This is a genomic window from Streptomyces sp. NPDC004752 (genome assembly GCF_053601275.1).
Map to the genome: position 1 here is coordinate 26,690 of NZ_JBSGBN010000027.1, position 24,442 is coordinate 51,131.

The window sequence follows — 24,442 nt, forward strand, 5'->3', positions numbered from 1 at the left end:
CTCCCGAACGGCTCGTGTGCCACCATGGCGGAGGTAGCGGACAGGTTGTGTCCTGTACTGCGGTGAAAATGGCTCGCATGCACAAGACCTCCTCCCGGCTGCTCATGCTGCTCTCACTGCTTCAGGCGCACCGTGACTGGTCCGGCGAGGCTCTCGCCGAGCGTCTCGACATCAGCTCGCGCACCGTGCGCCGTGACATCGACCGCCTGCGCGAACTCGGCTACCTGATCACGACCGTCAAGGGACCGGCCGGCGGCTACCGCCTGGAGGCCGGCGCCCACATGCCACCCATGCTGTTCGACGACGGGCAGGCGGTCGCGCTGGCCGTCGCGCTGCAGACCGCAGCCACCGGAACCACCGTCGCCGAAGACGCCACCCGCGCCCTGGCCACGCTCCGCCAGGTCATGCCACCCCGCCTGCGCCACCGCATCGACCTGCTGCGCATCACCGCCGTCGAGCCGCCCGCGGCCCGCGACACTCCGCAGGCCGACATCCAGGTCCTGGTGGACCTGAGCCGTGCCATCCACGCCCGCGAGGAACTGCGCTTCGACTACACCCCGGGCCCGGGCACCTCGGCCGATATGCTCCGCCGCGTACAACCCCACCACCTGGTCACCTGGCATCATCGCTGGTACCTCGTGTCCTGGGACCTCGACCGCGAGGACTGGCGCATCTTCCGCGTCGACCGCATCCGGCCCCGCACACCCACCGGCCCCCGCTTCGCCCCGCGCGAACTCCCCGGCGGCACCGTCTCCACCTTCATCACCAGCCGATTCCGCGGCAACGACGGCACCACCACCGACTGGCCCTGCCGGGGCGAAGTCATCCTCCATCTTCCGGCCGCCGACGTCGCGCCCTTCGCCCAGGACGGAATCGTCGAGGAGCTCGGCCCCCACCACTGCCGACTCACCCTCGGCTCCTGGTCATGGGCCGGACTGGCCACCGTCATCGGCCGCTTCGACACCGATATCGAAGTCATCGGACCACCCCAACTGGCCACGGCATTCACTGACCTGGCCGCCCGCTACGCCCGCGCCGCACGCACCACAGGACCAGCGACCGGTCCGACGCGTTTCCCGGTGGGGTGAAATCGGGCCCGTCCCGGACCGGATACCCTCCAGGTGTCCCGGAGTGCCGTCACGATGTCCGCTGTGCGCGGTCGGCGAACGCGCGACCGGGACTGCGGGGCCCCGCTCGGGGTACGAGCACGGGTGCGGCAGTGACCGGCCGGATCGGCCGCCGAGGAAGACACAGATGTTCGAGCACCTGGACGGGGCAGTGATATCGACTGGTTTCGACGTGCCCGTGGAACCGCTTCGGCGGGCGGCGCACTACACCGGCGAGCCGGGCTGCATCGCCGCGGCACGGTCCTTCGCCGTGCTCTTCCTCCAACAGCTCAGAACCGCCTGGCGGACCACCATCGACGACCGTACCGACGAGGAACTGCTCCTGGTGGTCAGTGAGTTGGTCACCAACGCCGAACGGCACAGCAACGGCCCGTACATCCTGGAGCTGGAGGGCACCGACGCGGCGGTCGCCGTCTCCGTCTACGACAGCAGCGTGGCACTGCCCAGCCGCTATCCGCGTGACCCCGAACGCGTCGGACGGCACGGCCTGGAGATCGTGCACGCGCTGGCCGCCGAGGTGACCGCAGAGCGTGTACCCGTCGGCAAGCGGGTACGCGCCCTGCTCACCCTCGCCCGCTGAGCCCGCGAGTCCGCCTTGTCCGCTGAGCCCGTTTGTCCGCTGAGCCCGCAAGGCCACCGGGGCCGCGAGACCACCGGAGCCGCGAGTCCGCCGAGGACGTCGCGCGCGTGAGTCCGGCGGGCGGGGCCCCGCCCGCCGGGCCGGGCCGGGCCCGTCGTCGGTCCCGCGGTCCCGGTCTCAGGCGCAGCCGAGTTCGCCCAGCATGCCCCGGCGCAGACGCGCGATGACCCGCTTGATCAGGCGCGAGACATGCATCTGCGAGCAGCCGAGCCGCTCGCCGATCTCCGCCTGGGTGGCCTCCTCCACGAACCGCAGATGCAGGATCTGCCGGTCCCGCTCGCCGAGGTCGACGATCAGCGGGGCCAGGGAGTGGAAGTCCTCGATGAGCCGCAGTCCCTCCTCCTCGACGCCGATGAAGTCGGCGAGGACCGCCTCGCCGTCCTCCGGACCGTCGCCGGTGAGCGCCGCGTCCAGCGACGCGGAGTTGTACCCGTTGGCGGCCAGCTGGCCCTCTACCACCTCGTCAGCGGAGATGTTCATCAGCACGGCCAACTCCGCGGCCGTCGGCTCGCGGTCCAGCCGACTGGACAACTCCTCACGTGCCTTCGCCAGTTCGACCCGCAGCTCCTGCAACCGCCGCGGCACGTGCACCGCCCAGGTCGTGTCGCGGAAGAAGCGCTTGATCTCCCCGACGATGTAAGGGACCGCGAACGAGGTGAACTCCACCTCGCGGGACAGCTCGAACCGGTCGATCGCCTTGATCAGACCGATCATCCCGGTCTGGACGATGTCCTCCATGTCGTCGCCGCGGCCCCGGAACCGGCCGGCCGCGAACCGCACCAGCGACATGTTCATCTCGATGAGCGTGTTGCGCGCGTACTGGTGTTCCGGCGTGCCCTCGGCCAGTTCGGTAAGGCGTTGGAAGAACCGCCGTGACAGTTCCCGCGCGTCACGCGGCGCGACCGACGCCGGGTCCTCGATCCCCGGCAGTGACCACTCGCCTGCTCCGTCCTCGGCGGTCTTCTCGACGACTGCTTCCGACCGGATCCCGGCGGTGTCCATTGCCCTCTCCCCACGAAAGTCACGGTTCGTTGTTTGGATCCGCGGCCCGTGTGCCGCGACCGCGGTCCCAGTGCCCTGTCGTGCCGGCTCCGCTACCCGCGAACCGGCGAGCCATGTCTCAGTTCGCGGTTCGCCTACCCGGGGTGAACCGGGGCATGTCCCTGTACGACGGCGTGGCGTGAATTGGGCGGTGGCCCCCCGGCGCACCGCGGTTGCCCGGCGGCGCGGCCCTCGCGGATGCGGCACGGCAGTCCGCGCCAGTCGGCCGGGGCCGGCGCCCGGTCACCGACCGCGACCTCGCCGAAGTTCGGTGACTCGGTCAACTCGCGGTAGTCCGTGGTCGTTTCTGACTCCGGGGACGAGCCGTCGACTCAGTGGGGCGGCCAGGTCCCGGCGCTCGTGGCACCGCCGCGTCCGCTCGAAGAACTCCTGTGCGCCGCCCGCCACATGGTGGGTCGTGACCAGGGCGAGGCATCCGCCGGGGCGCAGCGCCCGAGCCGCCTTCACCACGCGCAGCGCCGGGTCGATCCAGTGGAACGCGGTCGCGCACACCACCGCGTCGAACGGCTCGGCCGACAGTTCCCACCGCTCGAAATCGGCCACTACGACCTTCACCGACGGGTGTGCCGGCAGCTGCCGCCGGGCGACGGCGTTGCCGCCCGGCCTATCGACACGGGCGAGCGCCGGGCCCGGTTCCACGGCGGTGATCCGGCAGCCCGACCCGGCCAGGTCGATGGTGAGCTTGCCCGTCCCCGTGCCGATCTCCAGCCCCCGGTTGCCCGGCCCGATGCCCGCCTGCCGGGCGAGCCCGCCACCAGGGACCGCGGACAGCGGGGCCACGCCCGCCCGTACAGCTCGGCGGCCTCGTCGAACGTGTCTCGCAGCACGGTCCTCCGACTCCTTCCCGCCACGATTCCACTCAGGGCGCAACGCCGGACCCTTCCCGGATCGCCCGGGATCCCTAGGCTGACCGGATGAGCAGCCACATGCCGAACGATGCCCGTGTCGTCTCCCTGTCTCCTCGGGCAGACCGCCCCGGAACCCCGGCCCCCGCGCCCGGCGAACCCCTGTGGCGCGACCTGGTCGGGGACGTACTGCGCCGCGAACGTCAGGCGCAGGAGCGCACGCTCAGGGATGTCGCCGACGCCGCCCGGATCTCCGTGCCGTACCTGTCCGAGGTCGAACGCGGGCGCAAGGAAGCCTCCTCCGAGGTCCTCGCGGCGGCGGCCCGGGCCCTCGGGCTGGGCCTCGGCGACCTACTGTCCCAGGCCCAGGACGAACTGGCCCGGCAGGCCGCCGTCGGCCGCCGTCCGTCCGCCGCGCCCGCCCGGGGGTTGTGCCTGGCCGCTTGACAGGCGGGGCCAGGTCGTCACCCCGGCGTGCCGCTCGCGCGGTTGCCGGAAGAACGCCCGGACGTCACCGGCCGGCAGGCCCGGCTCCTCCCTCGCGGCGAAGCGGCGGCGTGGTGTCCGGTTCCGGGGAGCGGACCCGCACGACGTGCGTGGTCGCACCGTCGATGGTGACCGATGTGACGGATGTGACCGATGTGACGGATGTTCTCGCCGGGCCAGGACGTCCTGATCCGGATGATCCGGATGCAGAACCGGCCTCGCGGCCGGGCCCGGGTCTCTGGACCATTCGTCAAGGCGCCGATGAGTTTCGTGGCGCCGGACGGTCGGTACTGGCGACCGTGTTCCATGCCCCGGGAGGTACCCATGACCGCCGACGGACTCACCAACTGTCTCTGGTTCGACGGGCAGGCCGAGGCGGCCGCCCACCACTACGTCTCGATCTTCAAGAACTCCGGCATCGGCCGGATCACCCGCTACAACGACGCCGGTCCGGGCCCGGCCGGCTCCGTGCTCACCGTCGAGTTCACGGCGGGCGGCCAGAAGTTCGTCGCCCTCAACGGCGGCCCGGAGTTCACCTTCAACGAGTCGATCTCCTTCCAGATCCTCTGCGCGGACCAGGAGGAGGTCGACCACTACTGGACCAGGCTCACCGAGAACGGCGGCACGCCCGGCCCCTGCGGCTGGCTCAAGGACAAGTTCGGCGTCTCCTGGCAGGTGATCCCGGAGGGGCTCATCGACATGCTGTGCGACGCCGAACCGGAGAAGGCGGCCCGCACCACCCGGGCCATCCACACGATGGGCAAGCTGGACATCGCCGAGCTGCGGAAGGCGTACGCGGGCGAGTAGCCGCCCGCCGGGCCGGTGGCCACGCACCGGCGCCCTCGAACCCGTGCCCGGTCCACGACGGCCAGCGCGATCGCCCGCGCGCGGCGCAGCATGCCGGGGGAGTGGACCGGGCACGATCAGGCGCGGCCGGGGCTCAGACCCGGTCGGCCGCGATCAGCAGGTACCGGAAGCTGCCGTTGCGGTACTGATGTCGTCGGCGCCGTTCTGCTCGAACTCGAAGTGCACCCGGCCGCGGCCGGTGCGCAGCTGAAGCCGCCGGTTCACCCGGTGGGTGCCGCCCCTGACATCCACCCAGGGCAGCGTCTTCAGCAGCCAGCGCGAGGTGATGGCCTGCATCTGCGGTTCGGACTTGGTGATCGTGGCGAGCTGCCGGGCCGCCCGGGTGCCGAGACTGGTGAGCTGCCGCTCGGCCGAGGGATCGGGATCGGGTTCGTCGACGGCGGAACCGGTGGCGCTGTCCGGTGTGGACACTTTCCCTCCCGCAGGATGAACAGGGGTGACCGGATCGGTCGTTGAGGTGCGAGTTGGCCGTGTGCTCGATCCAGCCGAACAGCTGCGGCGACGGCCGGGGATGGCGCGAAGGGGGCGCTTCCGGGCCTCGGATGAGCAAACCCGTCGGCTGCGGCACACGGCGCGAGGCGGATCGGCCGCGCGCCGCCCGGCCGCCTCCGCGCCCGGTGACCGCGGCGCGTTTGGGCTCAGGAGAAGTCGTTGACCAGCACCGCCGCCCCGTCGAAGCGCCCGGACTTGAGGTCTCTGAGCGCCTGCGGGGCACGCGACAGCGGATAGGGGTGGGTCGTCGCACGGATGCCGTGCCGCGCGGCCAGGTCCAGGAACTCCCGTCCGTCCGCACGGGTGTTGGAGGTGACGCTGCGCAGTTCCTTCTCGTAGAACAGGTCGGTCTCGTAACGCAGCGCCGGCACATCGCTGAGATGGATGCCCGCGACGGACAGCACACCGCCCCGGTCGAGCGCCCGCAGCGCGACCGGCACCAGATCGCCGACCGGGGCGAACAGGACGGCGGAGTCCAGGGGTTCGGGCGGCGCGTCGTACGCGTCGCGCGCCGAGGCGGCACCCAGGTCGAGGGCGAGCCGCCGGGCCGGCGCGCCGCGGGTCAGCACGTGCACGGTGGCCCCCTGGGCGAGCGCCACCTGGGCACACAGATGCGCGCTGCCCCCGAAGCCGTACAGCCCGAGCCGGCCGCCCGGCGGCAGCGCGGCCCGCCGCAGCGCGCGGTAGCCGATGATGCCGGCGCACAGCAGCGGAGCCAGCGCCACGTCCTGCACGGCGTCCGGCAGCCGGTAGGCGAACGCGGCCGGCACGGTCGTGTACTGCGCGTAACCGCCGTCGGCGTCCCAGCCGGTGTACTCCGAGCGCCGGCACAGGTTCTCCGCGCCCCGCCGGCAGTAGGCGCAGCTGCCGTCGGTGCGCCGCAGCCAGGCCACGCCGACCCGATCGCCCACGGCGAAGCCCTCGACGGCCGCGCCCGCCCCGGCGACCTCGCCCACCACCTCGTGCCCGGGTGTCACCCCGGCCCGGTGCACCGGCAGGTCCCCCTCGGCGACATGCAGGTCCGTGCGGCACACCCCGCAGACACGCACCCGCACCAGCAGCTCGTCGTCCCCGAAGACCGGCACCGGCCGCTCCACGAGCCGGAGGGGCTCCCCCTCCACCGGCCCCGGAACGGTCACCGACCACGCCCGCATCGTCCCTGCCGCCGTCGAGTCCGTCATGCCGTGCCCCGTCCCGTCGCAGCCCACCGTCCCCCGCCCGCCGCTTCCAGTCTCGGGCAGCTCCGCCCGTTCGGCGCGCGGGCCCCGGCCGGGATGGCTAGCGTGGAACCGCTGGAAACGCGGACAGTGCGTCACACGTGAGAGGGCCGGTCCATGGCCGTACCACCCGAGGGAACCCCTTGTTGGGCCGATGCGATGTTCAACGATGTCGAGGGCGCCAAGACCTTCTACGGCGACGTCCTCGGCTGGACCTTCGGCGAGGCGTCGCCGGAGTACGGCGACTACACCCAGGCATACGCGAACGGCAAGGCGGTGGCGGCCGTCGTACCGCCCATGCCCGGCCAGGACGCCCCCTCGCAGTGGTGTCTGTACTTCGCCTCGGCCGACGCCGCCGCGAGCGCCGCCCGGATCCGCGACAACGGCGGCGAGGTCCTGATGGAGCCGATGCAGGTCGGCACCTTCGGCACCGTGTGCCTGGCCCGCGAGCCCAGCGGCGCCCTGTTCGGCGTGTGGCAGCCGGGCAGCCACGAGGGATTTGCGGCCACGGCCGTGCCCGGCGCCTACTGCTGGGCCGAGGTCTTCACCCGCGAACCCGAGAAGACGGACGCGTTCTTCTCCGCGGTCTTCTCCTACCGGGCCAAGCGGATCGAGGACGACGCCGTCGACTTCCGGGTGTTCGACCTGGGCGGGACGACCGTGCTCGGCCGCATGAAGATGACGGACGACTTCCCGCCCGAAGTGCCCTCGTACATCAACGTCTACTTCAACGTCGCCGACTGCGACGCGGCCGTGGCCACGGCCGCCGAGCTGGGCGGCATCCTCCGCTTCGGGCCCATGAGCAGCCCGTTCGGTCGGTTCGCGGCGATCACCGACCCGCAGGGCGCGAACTTCTCGGTGATCGACACCGCCACCACCCAGGGCGAGATGCCGCCCGTCAGGGACGTCTGACCGGCCCCGGACGGACGGCGCGCACGGCCATGGCATGATCGTGCCCATGCGTGAACGTGTGGTGGCCGCGTGCGACGGGGCTTCGAAGGGAAACCCCGGCCCGGCGGGCTGGGCCTGGGTGGTGTCCGACGAAACGGAGGCGCCCGCCCGCTGGGCGGCGGGACCGCTCGGCAGGGCCACCAACAACGTCGCCGAACTGACCGCTCTGGAACGGCTGCTGGCGGCGACCGACCCCGGGCTGCCGCTGGAGGTCCGGATGGACTCGCAGTACGCGATGAAGGCCGTCACCACCTGGCTGCCCGGCTGGAAACGCAACGGCTGGCGGACGGCGGCCGGCAAGCCCGTGGCCAACCAGGACCTGGTGGTGCGCATCGACGAGCTGCTCGAAGGCCGCTCCGTCGAGTTCCGCTACGTCCCCGCCCACCAGGTCGACGGCGACCCGCTGAACGACTTCGCCGACCGGGCGGCCAGCCAGGCGGCCTCCGCCCAGGAACCGGCGGGCAGCGCCCTCGGCTCGCCCAAGCCGCCGCCGTCGCCCGACACCCCGGCGTCCGCGGGGCCCCGGCGCAAGGCACCCCGCCGGACCGGCGGCGGCTCCTCCGCGCGCACCATCAAGGCCAAGTTCCCCGGCCGCTGTGTGTGCGGCCGCCCCTACGCGGCCGGCGAGCCCATCGCCAAGAACGCCCAGGGCTGGGGCCACCCGGAATGCCGTACCGCCGAGGCATGACCGGACGCGCGCCGCACTCCCGGTGTGGTGCAGGGGGGTGTAGGTCCGGTGTGGCGCAAGGGAGCGTAGGGGCTCAGGTCCCGGCTGCCGGAACACGTCGAGCGACCTGTGCCCCAACACGGGGCGCACGGACTGGAGTCGGCGCGTGCCGTCGGGCACCGCCCGGTCCGCTCGAGCGACGGGGTCGCGCGCCTACGGGACCTGACCACCTCGCACTGCGCCGGATCGTCGAACAGCCCGGCGTGACCACCGTGATCCCGGGCGCCCGCACACCCGACCGGCCCGCCCGCGCCCACGCGGCCGAACCGCCGTCCGTCCCGGTCCGCGCAGGGCCACGCCGCGATCCGGGACCTGCACGACCACCGGATCACGACCACCGGATGAAGGCCCAGGTGGAGGACCTGGAGGACCGCTGGTAGGGGCATCCGCCGTTTGAACGACCGGCGCGGCGGTTACCCGCATCGCATGACGCAGGCGGGCAGCCGGACGGGGCGCGACGAGACCGACGAGGAACGGGCCGACCGGATGTGGAGCGAACTCATCCAGGAGGTCCGCGTCGCCCAGACGGGCGTGCAGATCCTGTTCGGCTTCCTGCTCACCGTCGTCTTCAGCGCCAAGTACGACCACCTGGCCCCCGCCGACCGGGTCATCTACATCGTCACCGTCGTGCTCGGCGCCTGCTCCACCGGCGCCCTCATCGGACCGGTCTCGCTGCACCGCCTGGTCTCGGGGCGACGCGTGAAACCCCGGGCGGTGCACTGGGCGTCCCGGCTCACCTTCGTCGGCCTGTTCCTGCTGCTGGCCACCATGGCCGCCTCGCTGCTGCTGATCCTCCGGGTGGCCACGAAGGACCCCGCTGTGGCGTGGCTGGTGGCCGTGGTGGTGGTCTGGTACGTCCTGTGCTGGTATCTGGTGCCGTTGTGGGTGCGCCGCCGTCACACCACGCGCTGAGCCGGGGCTCGATGCCGTCACCCCGCAGCGAGGATCTCGGCCAGGATGTCGTCGACCGGCACCACCTCCCGCCCCGGCGGCACGGCCTCGCGAGTCTCCCGCAGGAACGCGGCGATCGTCGGCGCCCACGCGAACACCACCGCCTGATGCCGGCCGCCGTCGGGCTTGAGATCGCCGAGGAGGTCGATGCGCAGCTCCTGCCACACCCCGGTGGCCACCGGCCGCAGCCGTACGTCGCCCACGCCCACCGGCCCGCGCAGGCCCTCGGCGAGCATCTCGCGGTCCAGCCGCCACCGGGCCAGGACATGACCGTCGTGCCCGAACACCGCCGTGACGGCGAACGGGTCGCCGACGTCGTAGGTCAGATGGGCGAGCACGGGAAAACGGTCCGTGCCGCCCGCCCGGAGCTGCACCACCAGGGTCTTGTGCACACAGGGTTTCACGTCAGGGCCTCCCAGGACGGTCGACGTAGCGCCCTCCAGTACCCCTGTGGAGCGCGAGTTGCTCAGTCGCCGGCCCGATTTCCCGGTGGCCCGCGCAGCGCGTCGGGACAGCTGCCGCTCGGCCTCCCGGCGCACCGTGACCGGCCCGCCCGCGGTCCGCCAACTCGGCCTGCGGGTACGGGCCTTCACCCAGCCGGTGGAGCAGCGCGGTGCGCGCCGCACGGGCGGTTCGGGCGCGGGGGCGAGGATCGGGGCGCGCAGCGCGGTGGGTTCTCGGCGGCTTCGAGGGCCTTGGTCGACCGGATGCCCTGCGCCTCGGCGGCGTTCGCGACGGCGCCGCCGCGCTCCGAGGCGGCGCCGGAGCGGGAGAGGTAGGAGGACCGCCGGGCGTCGGCAGCTGGCAGCCCGACCTCCCGGCCCGGGGCGAGCGCCGCGAAGTGCGGGACGAACCCGGAGGGGGCGACAGGGGTGAGAGGCGACAGGGGCGCGGGGACGGCGCGGACTCGGCGGACGTCCCGGCCGGGGCGATCAGCAGGGGCACAGAGAACTCTCCCGACGGCGTGGCACGATGGGCCTGCCCCGGACGGCACGGGCGCGGAACGGCAGCCCGTATCGATCCGCTGACGCTGCTGTGCCGGGCTGCCGCGGCGAGGTCGTCTTCGGGCGGCCGCTCAGTTCTTCGGCACCCGGAACGTGCGCAGGAAGGTGTCGAGGGCGGACCGGCTGTCCGCGGAGTCCCAGGCGCCGTCCGCGGTCGTGAACCGCAGCGAGTAGCCGCGGTGGCCGCCGATCAGGAAGCCCCGGCCGAAGGTGCGCAGCCGTTCGCTTCCGGTGCCCGAGAGCCACTCCATGTCGGCGGCCTCGTACCCCTGGTACGTGGTCGCCCGGATGGTGCCGATCCGCCGGAAGCCGCCGAGCCGCTCCAGGCCGGGCTGGACGTCGTCCCGCCAGACGGCGACCGGGTCCGGGCCGAGACGCTCGCTGTAGGTGACGGACAGGGTGCGCGGGTCGGATCCGCCCGGACCGTAGGTGACACGGTACGAGAGGTCGCCCCCGCGCGCGGTGCGCAGCCGCTTCCAGCCGTCGGGCAGCGCCACGGTGAAGCCCTCCGGGGCGGTGTGACCGCGGTAGCCGTTCGGCAGGCGGTCCCCGCCGGGGGCGGCCGGCGCGGTGGCCGAGGCGGTCGGGGAGGGAGCCGAAGCGGTCGGGGAGGGAGCCGAAGCGGTCGGGGAGGGGGTGGGCGCGGCCGGGGGCGAGGAGTCGGTCGGAGTGGCCGCGGCGGACGTCCGGGGCGGTGGTGCGGACGCGGCGGATTCGCTGCCGGGCAGGCCCCGGGTCGCGTACAGGACGGCCCCGGACACGGTCACGACGGCCAGCGCGGTTCCCGCGGCCACGGTCCGTCCGCCCCAGCCACGGCCGACCCGCGGCCGGGACCCGGAACCGGTCGGCGGACCGTCCCCCGAGTCCTCGGCGAGCACACGGGTCAGGGCCTCGCGGACCAGGGACCGCGACAGCCGCTCCTGGGACTCCTTGCGCAGCAGCCCGTGCACCGCCGGGGTCAGCGGGCCGGCGCGCAGCGGTGTAAGCGGCGGCAGTCGGTCCACGCCCCGGAGCGTGGCCTCGGGCCCGCCCCGGTCGCGGAACGGCGGCCGGCCCTCGGTCATGGTGTAGAGGATGGCGCCGAGCGCCCACAGGTCGGCGGCCGGGCCGATCCGCTGGTCGCGAGCCTGCTCGGGGGAGGCGTACGACGGCGCGGTGACCCGCGGGGCGAGGGTGGCGCCCGCCCAGCCGAACCCCGTGACCACGACCGGGCCCTCGTCGCGGACGAAGACCTGGCCGGGACTGAGTTCGCCGTGGGTGACGCCCTCGCGGTGCGCGGCCTCCAGCACGTCGAGCAGTTCCAGGCCGATCCGGGCCGCCCGCGGGTGGGCGAGCGCGCCCTGCCGGGCGAGGAACTCGTCCAGCGGCGTGCCGTCGATCCACTCGGCGACCGTCCACAGCGCGCCCGCCTCCTCGACCGCGTCGAGGACCGTGGCGACCCGGCCGGGGCGGAGCCGCGTCATGACCTCCGAGCTGCGCAGCACGCGGGCGGCGGTCCGCCGCCCGGTCTCCCGCGTCCTGCCCGCCGGGAGCTCCACCCGGGTCACCAGACGGGGCCGCCCCGTCTCCGCGTCCTCCGCGTACCAGCAGACACGGTTGGTCCCGCGCTGGACGACCTCCAGGAGCCGGTACCGTCCGGCCACCCACTCGTGCGCGCGGACGTGTGTCTTGGCCATGGCCATCCCTCGCTGAACCCCTGCGCCGTCTTTTCCAGGAGTACGCGGGGCGCGACACGGAGTGTTCAAAGAAGCGGCAACTCCGGGACGATTCCCGCCTTTTGTTCAACCTGTCGGCGTGGCCCGGGTCTTCGGGAGAACGGAGGGTCAGCGAGGGCTGTCCCGCAGGCGGACGGCGGACGGCGGACGGCGGACGGCGGACGGCGGACGGCGGCTGGCGGCAGGTGACGTGGTGCCGGGCTGCCCGTCAGCGCAGCTCGAACCGCTCCGTCCAGGCCATGACCTCCCCGGGCGTCGCGTTGCCCCCGCACACCACCAGCCCGAGCCGCGCGCCGCCGCCCACTCGCTCCAGCACCCGACGGGCCGCGGGCAGCAGACAACCGGCGGCCGGTTCCGCCCACACCTTCGCGTGCTCGGCGAGGTCGAGACAGCCCCGCACGGCCTCCCGGTCGGGGACCACGAGGACCTCCTCGACCAGCGCGGCGACATGGTCGTAGGTCAACTGGGACACGGACGGGGCGCTCAGCGTGGTGACCACCGACGACAGTGCGACCGGCACCGGCCCGCCCGCGGCCAGCGCCTCGGACATGGCCTGGGCGCCCTCCGTCTCCACGCCCCACACCCGCACGCCCGGCCGCCGGGCGCGCAGCGCCGCGGCCACCCCGGCGATCAGTCCTCCGCCGCCGACACTGACGATCACGTCGGTCAGCTCGTCGGCGTCGTCCGTGAACTCCAGCCCGACCGTGCCCTGCGCGGCGATCACGAGGGGGTCGTCGAACGGGTGGACCAGGGTCAGCCCCTCGTCCCGCAACTGCTTGACCAGCGCGAACGCGCTGTCCATGCCGTCGGTCAGCCGCACCGTCGCCCCGGCCTCCTGCGCGATCGCGATCGAGCGCGCGGGCGCTGTTTCCGGCATGACGACCGTGGCCTTCACCTCAAGGGCGGCGGCCATCACCGCGAGGGCGACGCCGTGGTTGCCGCCGCTGACCGCGACCGCTCCGGCCGTACGCTCGGCCTCGCTCAGCGACAGCAGCTTCGCCGTGGCGCCGCGCGCCTTGAACGAGCCGGTGCGCTGGAGCAGTTCGAGCTTCGCGGTGACCGGGGCGCCGAGCAGCGCGGACAGGCCGGGACTCGGCACGGTCGGGGTGCGTACGAGGTGCCCGGCGATGCTGCGCGCCGCGGCTTCGATGTCCGGGATGCCGATCAAGGCTGTCACCCTTTCCGGCGCGGTTGAGGGTGAGGAACACCGCGCCGACAGGCACCCTCGCCCGGGGACACCGGGCAGGTCAACTCCGTTTGAACCGATCAAGGCCCAGCAGGAGCCCGGCAGGCCGCGCAACGCGCAACGCACAGCGCGGGGGAGGCGGCGACGGGTTCGCCGGGTACGCGGGAGGCGGCGGGCCGGGGTCCGCGAGCGGCCGGGGTGGGGGAGGGGGAAGGGGCGCCGGGTCGTCATCGGTCATCTCCACGGTCATCTCCACCCCGAAGTCCCGGGCGAGTCCGGCCAGTCCGTCGGCGTACCGCTGCCCGATCGCCCGGAGTCTCCAGGTGGCGTCCCGGCGGTACGGCTCGGCCGGCAGCAACCCGGACGGCCCGCGGGCGCAGCCGGGCCGGTTCCACGCTCAGCGCGCCGCCGTTCAGCCGGACGCCCGGGGCGGTCGGCTGGTTGGAGAAGACGAAGTCGGCGTGGCTCCCGGCCTGGGCGGCGCGCGATGGTTGCCGCGGGTCGCTCAGCGACGCACCACCGACGGGGCGATGTCCTCGGTGCGCTCGAAGACCGCCTTGGCCCGCTTCGGATTCGCCTGCTTCCCGCAGAACGCCGACTCCAGCGTGCCCGCCATCGTGTTGAGCACCTCGGTGTTGTTGGAGGTGTTGGCGAGCGCGGTGACGCTGCGTCGGCCGTCCTTGCTGGTGAAGGCGTAGGTGTAGTAGCCCTGGACGACGCCGGTGTGGCCATGGACCGAGACGCCGCAGGACAGGTCGCGGCGGCGCAGCCCGAGGCCGTACGCCGTCGTGCTGTTCACCTTCGTGAAGCGCTCCATCTCCGCGAGCGCGGCGGGCGAGAGGAGCTTGCCGCCCGCGAGCGCGGACAGGAAGGTGTTGAGGTCCCGAGGGGTGGAGATGATGGCGCCCGCGCTCTGCGCCCAGGAGACGGTCTGCTCGGTCGAGTCGATCAGGGCCGCCCCGGCCGTGTCGGGGGTGAGGTAGCCACGGGCGTAGCGGCCCGGGATCTTGACGTCGGGGTGCACATAGGAGGTGTCGCTCAGCTTCAGCGGCTTGAAGACGCGGTTCTCGTACGCGGCGCGCACCGACTGCCCGGTGAGCTTCTCGATCAGCATCCCGGCCACCACGAAGTTGGTGTTCGAGTAGGAGTAGGCGGCGCCCGGCGCGTTGGTGCGCCCCTTCTTCAGGGAGAGGTTCACCAACTGGCGGTAGGTGTAGACCTTGTTGCGCACCGACTCGAAGCCGGAGACGGTCTGCGCGAACAGGTCGTTGGTGTAGTCGTACAGGCCGCTGCGGTGGCTCAGCAGGTGCCGCACCGTGATCCGGTCGTCGGGCAGCAGGCCGGGCAGGTAGCGGTTGACGGACGCGTCGAGGTCCAGCTTGCGCTCGTCCACCAGTTGCAGCAGCACGACGGCCGAGAAGGTCTTGGTGACACTGCCGACGCGGAAGCGGTCGGTGGCGGCGATGGCCCGCTGGGTGCCCCGGTCGGCGAAGCCCTGCGCCGCCGAGTACACGGATCCGTGGTCGTCGATCCGGGCCATGGCGCCGGGGGCGCCCTGCGTCACCGCCGAGCGGAGCACGTTGCGCAGTGCCGCGGTGTCCGGGGCCGGCAGTGCGGCCGCCGCCTCGGCGCGGACCTGGCCGGGCGCGGCCTGCGCGGGCACGCCGAGCAGCGACAGGGTCACCGCTCCGAGTACCGCGCCTTGGCCCACCGTTGCTGAGATCATCCGGTTCTCCACTCCCATCTGTGATGATTCGGCGTGACATCGCCCGGGTGCGGGCGAGGCAACCTTCTCTCGCGCCGTCACGTCAGCGCGGCTGACACACAGCAGGTGGGCCGCCGTTCACCCGGTGGCGGTTTCCTCCGACGGCTGGGCAGGAGGCGGCCCGCCGGGCCGACCTGGTCCGATGGCGGACGGGCCTTGTTCATCGGTGTGAAGGTGGAAAGTGACCGGCGACGAAATCAGCGGTGTGCTGACCGATCCGCGCTGCCGGATACGCGTCGGCCCCCCGTGTACCGCTCACGGAGCGCACGATCAGGAGGGTGCTCGCCTCGACGGCCGAGCCGACGCCGGTCCTGCTCGTTGCCGCGGGCGATGACGGCGCGCCGGTCCTCGGCCTCGGGATGGCGGTCCACGGCGACATCGACCGCGCCGAGGGGGACGTTCGCTACTCGCCCTTGCCGGACTGGCGGGACATGACCCTGGCCGAACGGGCCGCCCAGGTCACGGGATGGCCACGCGGGTCGGCGCATGTGTCGTCGGTGCCACCGTCGGCCCGTTCAAGGGCCGGCCCGAAGAGGATCCGGCCGCCGCGGCCGTACGCCAGGAAGTGAACGCATTCATCAGCGCCAACGGGCTGTTCGACGCCGTCACCGACTTCGACCGCGTCCTGCGCAGCCCATACGTCGTGGCTGGGCGCACGCCCCCGCCTCCCCTCGGGGGCGTGTTGCCGTGGGTCAGCGCAGGGTTTGCGCCCAGTCGGCGGGGACCCGGCCGGCGGGGCCGGGGACCGGCTGGTCGGTCGGGTGGGCGGTGGGCGGTGCCAGTTCGGGACCGCTCTCGTACAGCTCGCCGGCGGCGTAGTTCCAGAACCATTCCTCGCCCGGCTCGAAACTGCGGATCACCGGGTGGCGGTGGCCGCGTAGTGCGCGGTGGCGTGCTTCGCGGGCGAGTCGTCGCAGCAGCCGATGTGCCCGCACTGCGCGCAGCGCCGGAGGTGGAACCACCACCCGCCGGCCTCGTCGCACTCCACGCAGCCGGTGCCGCTGGGCGGGACGGCGGGATCGATCACGGTGTCGGTCATGCCTCCTCCTCGGGTGTCTCGGCGGGTGTCTCGGTGGTCAGCGGGAGCAGGACCTGGAAGCGGGTGTCGCCGGGCACCGACTCGACCCGGAGGGTGCCGTGGTGCTTGTTGACGACGATCCGCCAGGAGATGTCCAGGCCGAGCCCGGTGCCCTCGCCGACCGGCTTGGTCGTGAAGAAGGGATCGAAGATACGGTCGCGGATCTCCGGCGCCACACCGGGCCCGGTGTCGCGGAACTCGACCAGGATCCGCTCGTGGTCCGCCGCCGTGCGGACCGTCAACGTGCCTTCGCCGCCCGCACTGTTGATGGCGGCGACCGCGTTGTCGATCAGGTTGGTCCACACCTGGTTCAGCTCCGCCGGATAGGCGGGCACGGGCGGCAGCGTACGGTCGTACTCCTTGACGACCCCGATCCGTGGGCCGATCTTCCCGGACAGCATCGTCAGTGTGCTGTCGAGGAGCTCGTGCACGTCCACCACCCGGTAGGGCGCCCGGTCCAGCTGCGAGTACTGCTTGGCCGCGTCGACCAGGTGCGAGATACGCGTGGTGGAGTCCTCGATCTCGTTCAGCAACAGCTCGGTCTCGACGGTGTAGTTGAGCCAGCCGATCGCATGCGGCAGGATCTCCTCGCCGACCGCCGCCCCGACCTGCTCCAGCCAGTCGACATCGAGCCCCGCCTGCACAAAGGTGGGCGCGAGCTGCCAGCCGTCGCCGATGCCGTGGTCGTCGAGCCAGTCGGTGACGGCGTCCTCCCGGTCGGCGGCCTCCAGCGGGCTGAGCGCGGGCGCCTTGGCGACCCGTTCGGCGGTGCGTTCCTGGATCTCGACCAGATCCGCCAACGCCTCCCGGGAGAACGGGCCTTCGGCGATCACCGCCAGCTTGTGCCGCATCTTCGCCACCCGCTCGCGCAGGGTCGCGGTGGCCCGCACGGCGGCCGCCGCCGGGTTGTTCAGCTCGTGTGTGAGACCGGCCGACAACGAGCCCAGCGCCAGCAGCCGTTCACGCTGTCCGACGGCCGCCTGCGTGCTCTTCGAACCGAAGAACAGTCCCTCCAGCAGATGCACCGCCATCGGGAACCACTCGCCCATGATGTCCGCGAACGTGTCGGCGGGCAGCACGAAGAACCGGGTCGGCTCGGTGACCCGCATCGAGTTGTTGTACGCCTGCCGCACCCGGTCGCCCAGGTATGCCTGCATGGCGCCCGCGTACACCCCGCGCTGCGAGGTCCGGGTGACCTCTATGTCGTCGCCGGCCACCCGGCGGGACAGCACCACGGTGCCCTCGATCATGACGTAGAAACAGGTGGCGGGCTCGCCCTCGGTGTACACCGGGCCGGGCTCGAACAGCTCCACCCGCCCCTCGCAGCACAACCGGCCGAGCTGCTCGGGTTCGAGTTTCTCGAACAGGAACAGCGAACCGATCTCCTCGGGGCTGCACGGCATCAGCCGACCGCTCATGACTGCTCCAGATACCGGTGGACGAGCATCACGGCCATGGCCCCCTCGCCGACGGCCGACGCGACGCGCTTGGCGGACTCGGCTCGGGCGTCGCCCGCCACGAACACGCCGGGAACGCTGGTCTCCAGGTGATACGGCGGCCGGTCCAGCTCCCAGCCGGCCGGGGGCCGACCGTCGGCCGTCAGATCGGGCCCGGCCAGGATGAACCCGCGCGCGTCGCGCAGCACCGTGCCGTCCAGCCAGTCGGTGAGCGGGGCCGCGCCGATGAACACGAACATCCACTGGGCGTCGACGCGTTCCGTCTCCCCGGTCGCCGAGTCGCGCAGCGTCAGCTGCTCCAGCCGGTCCGTGCCGTGCGCGGCCTCCACGACGGTGTGGGAGCGCACGAAGATGTTGGGCGCCTCGTCGAGCTGCTGGATCAGATAGTGCGACATGGACGCCGACAGGTCCGGGCCGCGCACCAGCAGCGTCACCGACTTGGCGCCCCGGGCCAGGTACATCGCGGCCTGGCCCGCCGAGTTGGCGCCGCCCACGATGTACACGTCGTGCCCCTGGCAGGAGGCGGCCTCGGTCAGCGCGGAGCCGTAGAACACCCCGCAGCCGGTCAGGCCGTCGCAGCCGTCCGCGGTCAGCTGCCGGTACTGCACTCCGGTCGCCAGGATCACACTGTGCGCCGCCACCGCGGTGCCGTCCGCGAACCGCACCACCCGGGCCGCCCCGCTGACCTCCAGGCCGGTCACCTCGCGCGCGGTGAGGATCTCGGCACCGAACTTGGCGGCCTGCCGCCGGGCCCGGTCGGTGAGCTGCCCGCCGGAGACGCCGTCCGGGAAGCCCAGGTAGTTCTCGATCCGAGAGCTCTGGCCTGCCTGCCCGCCGGTCGCCGACCGCTCCACCAGTACCGTGCGCAGCCCCTCCGAGGCCCCGTACACGGCCGCGCCGAGCCCGGCCGGTCCGCCGCCGATGACGACGAGGTCGTAGAAGTCGGCCGTCGGGGTCGTCGCGAGGCCCACCTTCGCCGCCAGCTCGGGCGCCTCCGGTTCGACCAGCACCGTGCCGTCCGGGGTGATCACCAGCGGGAGCCGCTGCCCGTCCTGCCCGGCCGCGGCCAGCAGCCGTCCGCCCTCCGGCTCGTCGACCGAGTACCAGCGGTACGGCACCTGGTTGCGGGCCAGGAACTCCCGTACGTCCGAGGACCGGGCCGACCAGCGGTGGCCCACGACCTTGGTGCTGGGCACGGGCCGGTGGTCGCTGGTGCGCCACGCCTCCAGCAGGTCGTCGAGGACCGGGTAGAGCTTCTCCTCCGGCGGGTCCCACGGTTTGAGCAGATAGTGGTCGAGGTCCACGACGTTGATCGCGTCGATCGCCGCGTTCGTGTCCGCGTACGCGGTCAGCAGCACCCGCCGCGCGCCCGGGTACACGTCCAGGGCCTGTTCCAGGAACTCGATGCCGTTCATCTGCGGCATCCGGTAGTCGGCCAGGATCACGGCGACGAGGTCGCCGCGCAGCTTCAGTTCCCGCAGCGCGTCCAGCGCGGACTCCCCGGACTCGGCGCGCACGATCCGGTACGACTGGCCGTAGCGGCGCCGCAGATCCCGGGCGACGGCACGGGACACCCCCGGGTCGTCGTCCACGGTCATAATTACACCTACGGTTGATTGTGAAGGAGACATAGTGCGACCGTAAGGGGCAGGGGAGGGCCATGGCGACGGTAATTGGGGCGCGGACGGCGCGGTAGTACCTGCGGGTGTCCAAGGGCAAGGGGAAGACCGCTCGCAGCATCACCGACCAGCACCGGGACAACATCGTGGCCGAGGCCGACCACGGCCCGTGGACGTGGGGTGAGCCGTACAGGGACACCGGCAGTGCCAGCAAGTACGCGACCAAGACCCGCGACGACTTCGAGAAGCTGCTGGCCGACCTGACGTCCGGCGCGTTCGGCGACCCGGGCGACGTCCTCGTCCTGTGGGAGGTCAGCCGACTCGCCCGCGAGACCGGTCAGGGCGTGGCCCTGGTCGACGCGGCGGAGGCGGGCGGCTACCTCATCCACGTGACCAGCCTGGACCGCACCTTCAACCCGCGCAACTACGGCGACCGGCACTCCTTGATCAGCGGCATCAACGACGCGGAGAAGGAGGCCCGGCTGCTCCTCGCCCGCGCATGCTGCGGGTACGACATCAGGACTTCGATGGGCAATATCAGACGACGCTCTTCACGGATGGGCTTGCCCGGCTGGTTGCTCACGAAGTCGATCATCTGGAGGGGGTGCTGTACGTCGCGCGGATGGCTCCTGGTACCGACACGATCGCGGTCGCCGAATACAGAGGGACCGGCCAGAGGTGGCAGTACGGGAAGGGCCAGCAGGTGTGAGACCCGAGCAGGGGGAACGAGATTCCTCTGTCTTCGGTGCCCAGCGGCTACGTCGAGGTGGGAAATGGTGTTGGTCGGCACGGCTCGTGCAGTTAGCGTGCGGCTGCGGCCAGAAAGAAGAGCGGCAAGCTCGCAGCGGAGACCTTCAACGCGTGGTCCCAGCGCATCTGGGACTTCATCTTGGAGGCAGAGGGGGCCAAGCTCTCGGACCAGGCGATGACGTGGATCTACGAGGCCGATCTGATCAAGACGGCTGTCGCGTTCGAGAAGCTGAATGCTCGACTGCATCGTGACTGCAGTGAACATGCCGGAGCCGACATCAACCTGACCAGGCCCCACTAGATCTGTCCGTACTGCCAGCCGACCGCGACTGTCAGCCGATCGCGAGGGCGGCCGATGCGTCGATGAGGGCGAGTTGGCCCGGGTTGGCTCTCCGGGTCCGGGCCTGTTCCACGAAACTGCCCAGCTCCGCGCGGACGGTGGCCGAGTCGATGCGCTTGATCGCGGGCAGCGCGGCCTCGACGATCTGACAGGCGTCGTCGAGACGGCCGACACCGGCCAGGGCTATCGCCTGCCGAACCGCGAAGCGTGCCTGGGAGTTGCTGTCCGCCGGGACGGCCGGTCGACGCAGGCGCTCGGAGGCGAAAAGGTCGGCGGCCAGCTCAAAGCGACGGAGGCTGAGCATGCAGGACGCCTCGATGAGCCGAGGGTTGCCGTTCTCGATGCGCGGGCCCCAGCGAGGGGTCCGGTCGCCGATGGCCTCGGCGGCGTGGCTTCTGAACCGCTCCAGTGCCTCCCGGCAGGCCCCCGCATCGCCACGGCGCGCATGCCCCTGGGCCGCGCGCCGCGCGGCGTGCGCGCGGATCACCGGATTGGCCGCCGGGTGCCCGGCCGCCTGATCAGCGAATCCGATCGCCGCATCGGTGTCACCGCGGTGCTGGGCGATGAACGCCTTGCGGACCAGGGCATACGCGGCCACCGTTTCATCCCCGCCCTGTGCGCCCCAGCGGACCGCGAGATCTGTCCAGCGCAACGCCCCCGCGGGATTTCCCGCCTCTTGTGCCATCCACCCCGTGTATTCGGCGAACCTCGAGGCCAGCAGCCAGATCTCGGCACGCTCCTCGCCAACGGCGTGCGGACCGGCATCCGTCAGGATCCGCATGATCGACTTCATCGAAGCGGTGACGAACCTCGGTCCGGTGGATCTGCCGATGTCCTTCAGCTCCCACAGGACCCGCTCGTATCCGGCGACCACGGGGCCGGCCTCGACGACGCCCTCGGCCCGGGCGCCGCGGCGGCCGACCCCGGCCAGCTCGACGAGTTCCCCGTCGGTGCCGAAGGCCGCATCGCATGCCGCCGCCACAGCAGGCGTCGGGTTGCGCAACCCGCTCTCCAGATTGCAGATCTGCCCTTCGGACACGTTCGCACGCCGGGCGAACTCGCGCACGCTCCACCCCCGACGTGCCCGGAGTGTGGCCAGGACAACGCCGAAGTCGCCCGGCGGCAGACGCGTGCTGGTCCATCTCCCTGCCGAGACCGTCCCTGCCGCGCTGTCCGCCGGGTCCATACCGGCCAGCCTACGGAGCCTTGCGGCTGCTATTCAATCCCCGGCGAATAGCCACCGAGCGTTGTATTCCACCCCTAGGGTGAGCATGATCCCTGACGTCAAGGCGTGCCAGAGAGGGGGCAATTGTGCCGCGCATCTTCGTCAGCTTTCGCAAACCGGACTCCCGGTGGATGCGAGACCGCGTCTACCACGCGCTGTCCGACCGCTTAGGTGCCAACGAGATCTTCAAGTCGGGCCAGTCGATTCCACCCGGGTCCGATTTCGCCGAGATCCTGCGGCGGCAAGCCGCCGAGTGCGAGCTCATGTGCGTACTGATCGGGCCAGGGTGGCTCGACGCGCGAGGCGAGGACGGTGTGCGGCTCCTGGACCGGGCTCATGACTGGGTCCGCCTGGAGATCGCGACAGCTCTGCGGGCGGGAAACCGCGTCGTCCCGGTCCTTCTGGGTGACGCGACGATGCTGCCCGACGCCTCGGCGCTGCCGGCCGAGATCGCGGAGCTGGCGCGCCTGCAGTTCCTCCGCGTTCCGGAGACCCATCTGCCGGACGGGCTAGAGCACTTGGGCGACGCCGTGACCGCTCTCCTGTCCGATACTGATACCGACCCCGCTATCGAACCCGGGCACGGCACGGCGCCAGCCGCCGATCCGGAGCCGTCAGTGACCATGACGGCCCACGTGTCCGGCGGTGGCAGCGCCTACCAGGCGGCCCGTGATCAGACGATCAGGCTGGCGTGAGGGGCGGACGATGGATCATCCCGGAGCAGACGGTGCTCATCGGATCGGGCCGTATGCGCTGCTCGGAAGGCAGAGCACGGTCGGCGGGGGCGAAGTCTTCACGGCCCGCACGGACGATGGGCGACTCGTCACGGTCACGGTCGTGGGGCCCGAACTCGCCGCGGACCCGGGGTTCCGGGACCGGTTCCGAGTCGCTGTGGAGGCGGCACGGACACTGTCCGGTGCCTTCCTCGTACCGGTGGTGGATGCCGACGCCGACGCAACGGTTCCTTGGCTGGCGACCGAGTTCACCGCCGGACTGCCGCTCCGGCAGGCGGTGGACCGGCACGGCCCACTGTCCGAACCGGCTCTGCGGGTACTCGCCGACGGCCTCGCCCGGGCGCTGGCCGCACTCCACGCGGCCGGGACGGTCCACGGCGAGGTGAGCCCGGACTCGGTGCTGCTGACCATGGACGGGCCCCGCATCACCGCCCTGGGGATCGTGGGAGCCACCGGCAGTCCGGCACCCTCACCGACGAACGAAATGTTCGACCTCGGGTCGACCGTGCTGTTCGCAGCTTCCGGAGGCGAGCCGGACACGGGCGCCCTGCCCGTGTCGCTGCGCGAGGTGATCGGCGGCTGCCTGTACCCGGAACCGCCGGACCGTCCCACCGCGGAGCAACTCGTCGACTACCTGAGGCGTCAGGACCTGCCGGCCCTGAAGGGCACTTGGCTGCCGCCGGCGGTGACCGCCGACATGGCCGCCGCGGCTGCGGTGGTGGGGTCGGCGTCCGCCCAGGGCGGCGGCCAGGGCCTGATTCCTCCACCGCCGGTGATCGCTGCCGGGACGGGTGTCAGCCGCCGGAAGCTGATCATCGGTCTGGCCGGGGGCGCCGCCGTACTAGGCGGAGCCGCTGCGGCACTCGCCTTTTCCGGCGACTCGTCGCCGGCACCCGACGGCCGGGCCGGCGGGCCCGGGTCCACCGCGCGGCCGGCTTCTCCGTCAGGCGGGCGATCCACGTCCGGCCCCTCGGCGTCGCCGTCCTCGACGGACGGACCGGAACCGGTCGTTCTGGCCGGACCCGACGCCGTCAAAACATGGTCGGAAGCCGGAAAGAACGCCCCCACCTGCCTGGAAGCGTCTGACAAGGTGGTCATGGTGGTCACGGACACGGCCACGTCCTTCCTGGACGCCGCAACCGGGAAATCCGTGTTCGATCCCCTGAACACGACCAACGCGTTCCGCACGGACAGCTTCAAGTACCCGACGGCGTACGCGGACGGAGTGTTCTACCTGCTCTGCGACACACCGAGTCAGTCAGGCGTGCTGGCGGCGTTCGACACCGTCGGCGGGAAGGCGAAGTGGGCGACCAACCTTTCCGCCTACGACCCCGGCGGCGCCACGCTTGTGTCGATGTACCCGAGCAACTATGTGGCAGTCGCGGGGAACACGGTCTATGTGTGCGGGCAGGTGCGTCAGCTCGACGGGAAGTTCTCGACCGGGTCTCCGACCACCGGCTACATCCGTGCGTTCAACGCCGCGACCGGCAAGATGCTGTGGCAGGTCAAGGGCACGGACATCAACAACGTGCTCGTGCCGCCCTCCGGTTCTCACCTGCTGGCCACCTCGGCCGTTCCGGGCAAGAAGCCCGGCCGCGTCCAGATGATCGACGTCGGCAGGAAAGGCGCCCGCGGCTGGAAGGTGTCCGTTCCGGACGCCGCGTACTACTTCAGCACCGGCTGGCCGCTGACGTGCTACGCCGCAGGGCTGTTCCTGTTCGCCGGCGGCAACGGCGACACGCTGTTCGCCGTCGACGCGGCCACGGGTAGCGAGAAGTGGCATCAGCGCTTCGATTCGAAGAGCGGGGACCAGGTCCGGATCGGCACACCGTTCTCCAGCCTGGACGGCGCGACCGTGTACGTACCGATCGGCAGCGACCTGGCCGCCTTGGCCACGGCCGACGGCACTCTCAAGTGGGTCGCGAGGCTCGAAGGGGCCAGCGAGACGGGCACTTCCAACATGTTCAAAGCCGCCAGCAGGCTCTCCGGCAAGAGCACGCAGTGTTCGGCCGACACCGTCTTCGCCACCGACAGCGCCAAGACGCTGTGGGCCATCGACGCGGCCATCGGCAGGGCCCGGTGGAAGTACAGCGACCCCGGGCAGCCGGACGTGGGGTTCATGTGGACGGTGGGCGGCGACCACGTGTTCATCGCCTCGCACCTGACAGTGACCGCGATCGCGGCCCACGCACGGTAAGCGACAA

Annotated in this window: 22 protein-coding genes and 5 pseudogenes; 13 read left to right on the forward strand and 14 right to left on the reverse strand. The window is 71.9% G+C overall.

The genetic code is table 11. The features are described 5' to 3' along the window. The first annotated feature begins 77 nt into the window (after positions 1–77). Positions 78–1,088, forward strand: coding sequence for a helix-turn-helix transcriptional regulator (locus tag ACWEKM_RS14030; RefSeq protein ID WP_451621421.1), 1,011 nt, complete (start codon positions 78–80; stop codon positions 1,086–1,088). A gap of 166 nt (positions 1,089–1,254) precedes the next feature. Then, entirely contained in the window at positions 1,255–1,707 is a 453-nt protein-coding gene (locus ACWEKM_RS14035) for an ATP-binding protein (RefSeq protein WP_451621422.1), read from the forward strand. 177 nt (positions 1,708–1,884) lie between these two features. Here ACWEKM_RS14035 and ACWEKM_RS14040 read toward each other — a convergent pair whose 3' ends face one another. Both ACWEKM_RS14040 and ACWEKM_RS14045 read right to left on the reverse strand, forming a co-directional pair. Continuing rightward, positions 1,885–2,769 carry an RNA polymerase sigma factor SigF gene (locus ACWEKM_RS14040; protein ID WP_451621423.1) on the reverse strand — a complete coding sequence of 295 codons (885 nt, stop codon included), beginning with the start codon at positions 2,767–2,769 and terminating at the stop codon, positions 1,885–1,887. A gap of 282 nt (positions 2,770–3,051) precedes the next feature. After that, the gene (locus tag ACWEKM_RS14045; protein WP_451621424.1) at positions 3,052–3,609 is read right to left on the reverse strand and encodes a class I SAM-dependent methyltransferase; all 558 of its coding nucleotides are present in this window, start codon (positions 3,607–3,609) and stop codon (positions 3,052–3,054) included. Between the two features lie 134 nt (positions 3,610–3,743). Between ACWEKM_RS14045 and ACWEKM_RS14050 the strand changes: the two genes are divergently transcribed. Together ACWEKM_RS14050 and ACWEKM_RS14055 are read left to right on the forward strand one after the other, a co-directional pair. Beyond that, entirely contained in the window at positions 3,744–4,121 is a 378-nt protein-coding gene (locus tag ACWEKM_RS14050; RefSeq protein ID WP_451621425.1) for a helix-turn-helix domain-containing protein, read from the forward strand. 363 nt (positions 4,122–4,484) lie between these two features. Beyond that, positions 4,485–4,967, forward strand: coding sequence for a VOC family protein (locus ACWEKM_RS14055; RefSeq protein WP_451621426.1), 483 nt, complete (start codon positions 4,485–4,487; stop codon positions 4,965–4,967). Between the two features lie 186 nt (positions 4,968–5,153). Here ACWEKM_RS14055 and ACWEKM_RS14060 read toward each other — a convergent pair. After that, a pseudogene (locus ACWEKM_RS14060) lies at positions 5,154–5,438 on the reverse strand (Crp/Fnr family transcriptional regulator); the annotation flags it as partial. Between the two features lie 227 nt (positions 5,439–5,665). Further along, the gene (locus ACWEKM_RS14065; protein ID WP_451621462.1) at positions 5,666–6,673 is read right to left on the reverse strand and encodes a zinc-binding alcohol dehydrogenase family protein; all 1,008 of its coding nucleotides are present in this window, start codon (positions 6,671–6,673) and stop codon (positions 5,666–5,668) included. 180 nt (positions 6,674–6,853) lie between these two features. Here ACWEKM_RS14065 and ACWEKM_RS14070 point away from each other — a divergent pair, with 180 nt between their 5' ends. The 4 genes from ACWEKM_RS14070 to ACWEKM_RS14085 all read left to right on the forward strand — a co-directional run bounded on the left by ACWEKM_RS14070 (position 6,854) and on the right by ACWEKM_RS14085 (position 9,326). Next, a complete protein-coding gene (locus ACWEKM_RS14070) occupies positions 6,854–7,648 on the forward strand; it encodes a VOC family protein (RefSeq protein ID WP_451621427.1) in 795 nt (264 codons plus the stop codon). Positions 7,649–7,682: 34 nt separating this feature from the next. Continuing rightward, positions 7,683–8,375, forward strand: coding sequence for a ribonuclease H family protein (locus ACWEKM_RS14075; protein WP_451621428.1), 693 nt, complete (start codon positions 7,683–7,685; stop codon positions 8,373–8,375). 242 nt (positions 8,376–8,617) lie between these two features. After that, positions 8,618–8,794: a hypothetical protein gene (locus tag ACWEKM_RS14080; protein WP_451621429.1), complete on the forward strand. Its 177-nt coding sequence runs from the start codon at positions 8,618–8,620 to the stop codon at positions 8,792–8,794. Positions 8,795–8,840: 46 nt separating this feature from the next. After that, positions 8,841–9,326 carry a DUF6328 family protein gene (locus ACWEKM_RS14085; protein ID WP_451621430.1) on the forward strand — a complete coding sequence of 162 codons (486 nt, stop codon included), beginning with the start codon at positions 8,841–8,843 and terminating at the stop codon, positions 9,324–9,326. 17 nt (positions 9,327–9,343) lie between these two features. On the opposite strand, the gene ACWEKM_RS14090 is transcribed toward ACWEKM_RS14085, so the two are convergent. From ACWEKM_RS14090 to ACWEKM_RS14115, 6 genes and pseudogenes are all read right to left on the reverse strand, one after another. Then, positions 9,344–9,769: an SsgA family sporulation/cell division regulator gene (locus ACWEKM_RS14090; protein ID WP_451621431.1), complete on the reverse strand. Its 426-nt coding sequence runs from the start codon at positions 9,767–9,769 to the stop codon at positions 9,344–9,346. Between the two features lie 157 nt (positions 9,770–9,926). Then, positions 9,927–10,230: pseudogene (locus ACWEKM_RS14095) on the reverse strand (hypothetical protein); the annotation flags it as partial. A 210-nt stretch (positions 10,231–10,440) separates the two neighbouring features. Continuing rightward, complete coding sequence (locus ACWEKM_RS14100) at positions 10,441–12,051, reverse strand: serine/threonine-protein kinase (protein WP_451621432.1); 1,611 nt, start codon at positions 12,049–12,051, stop codon at positions 10,441–10,443. Between the two features lie 241 nt (positions 12,052–12,292). Further along, positions 12,293–13,252 (reverse strand): threonine/serine dehydratase, encoded by a 960-nt coding sequence (locus ACWEKM_RS14105; protein ID WP_451621433.1) that lies wholly within the window; start codon positions 13,250–13,252, stop codon positions 12,293–12,295. A gap of 79 nt (positions 13,253–13,331) precedes the next feature. Next, the gene (locus tag ACWEKM_RS14110; RefSeq protein WP_451621434.1) at positions 13,332–13,628 is read right to left on the reverse strand and encodes a TerD family protein; all 297 of its coding nucleotides are present in this window, start codon (positions 13,626–13,628) and stop codon (positions 13,332–13,334) included. A gap of 147 nt (positions 13,629–13,775) precedes the next feature. After that, complete coding sequence (locus tag ACWEKM_RS14115) at positions 13,776–14,996, reverse strand: serine hydrolase domain-containing protein (RefSeq protein WP_451621435.1); 1,221 nt, start codon at positions 14,994–14,996, stop codon at positions 13,776–13,778. Between the two features lie 508 nt (positions 14,997–15,504). Between ACWEKM_RS14115 and ACWEKM_RS14120 the strand changes: the two are divergent. Continuing rightward, positions 15,505–15,675: pseudogene (locus ACWEKM_RS14120) on the forward strand (SGNH/GDSL hydrolase family protein); the annotation flags it as partial. Between the two features lie 52 nt (positions 15,676–15,727). On the opposite strand, the pseudogene ACWEKM_RS14125 reads toward ACWEKM_RS14120, so the two are convergent. The 3 genes and pseudogenes from ACWEKM_RS14125 to ACWEKM_RS14135 form a co-directional block, all read right to left on the reverse strand. Further along, positions 15,728–16,074: pseudogene (locus tag ACWEKM_RS14125) on the reverse strand (UBP-type zinc finger domain-containing protein). Further along, positions 16,071–17,531, reverse strand: a complete 1,461-nt coding sequence (locus tag ACWEKM_RS14130) for an ATP-binding protein (protein ID WP_451621436.1) — start codon at positions 17,529–17,531, stop codon at positions 16,071–16,073. The pseudogene ACWEKM_RS14125 and the gene ACWEKM_RS14130 overlap by 4 nt, the downstream one beginning before the upstream one ends. After that, positions 17,528–19,201 (reverse strand): FAD-dependent oxidoreductase, encoded by a 1,674-nt coding sequence (locus ACWEKM_RS14135; RefSeq protein ID WP_451621437.1) that lies wholly within the window; start codon positions 19,199–19,201, stop codon positions 17,528–17,530. Before ACWEKM_RS14135 ends, ACWEKM_RS14130 begins: the two co-directional genes overlap by 4 nt. A 74-nt stretch (positions 19,202–19,275) precedes the next feature. On the opposite strand from ACWEKM_RS14135, the pseudogene ACWEKM_RS14140 reads away from it, so the two are divergent. Together ACWEKM_RS14140 and ACWEKM_RS14145 are read left to right on the forward strand one after the other, a co-directional pair. Continuing rightward, positions 19,276–19,533 (forward strand): annotated as a pseudogene (locus ACWEKM_RS14140) (recombinase family protein); the annotation flags it as partial. Between the two features lie 155 nt (positions 19,534–19,688). Next, complete coding sequence (locus ACWEKM_RS14145; protein ID WP_451621463.1) at positions 19,689–19,898, forward strand: peptide deformylase; 210 nt, start codon at positions 19,689–19,691, stop codon at positions 19,896–19,898. A 373-nt stretch (positions 19,899–20,271) separates the two neighbouring features. Here the strand turns inward: ACWEKM_RS14145 and ACWEKM_RS14150 are convergent, their stop codons facing one another. Then, entirely contained in the window at positions 20,272–21,465 is a 1,194-nt protein-coding gene (locus ACWEKM_RS14150; RefSeq protein WP_451621438.1) for a helix-turn-helix domain-containing protein, read from the reverse strand. Between the two features lie 125 nt (positions 21,466–21,590). On the opposite strand from ACWEKM_RS14150, the gene ACWEKM_RS14155 reads away from it, so the two are divergent. Together ACWEKM_RS14155 and ACWEKM_RS14160 are read left to right on the forward strand one after the other, a co-directional pair. Continuing rightward, positions 21,591–22,199: a toll/interleukin-1 receptor domain-containing protein gene (locus ACWEKM_RS14155; RefSeq protein ID WP_451621439.1), complete on the forward strand. Its 609-nt coding sequence runs from the start codon at positions 21,591–21,593 to the stop codon at positions 22,197–22,199. 10 nt (positions 22,200–22,209) lie between these two features. Beyond that, complete coding sequence (locus ACWEKM_RS14160) at positions 22,210–24,435, forward strand: outer membrane protein assembly factor BamB family protein (RefSeq protein WP_451621440.1); 2,226 nt, start codon at positions 22,210–22,212, stop codon at positions 24,433–24,435. Positions 24,436–24,442 lie beyond the last annotated feature (7 nt).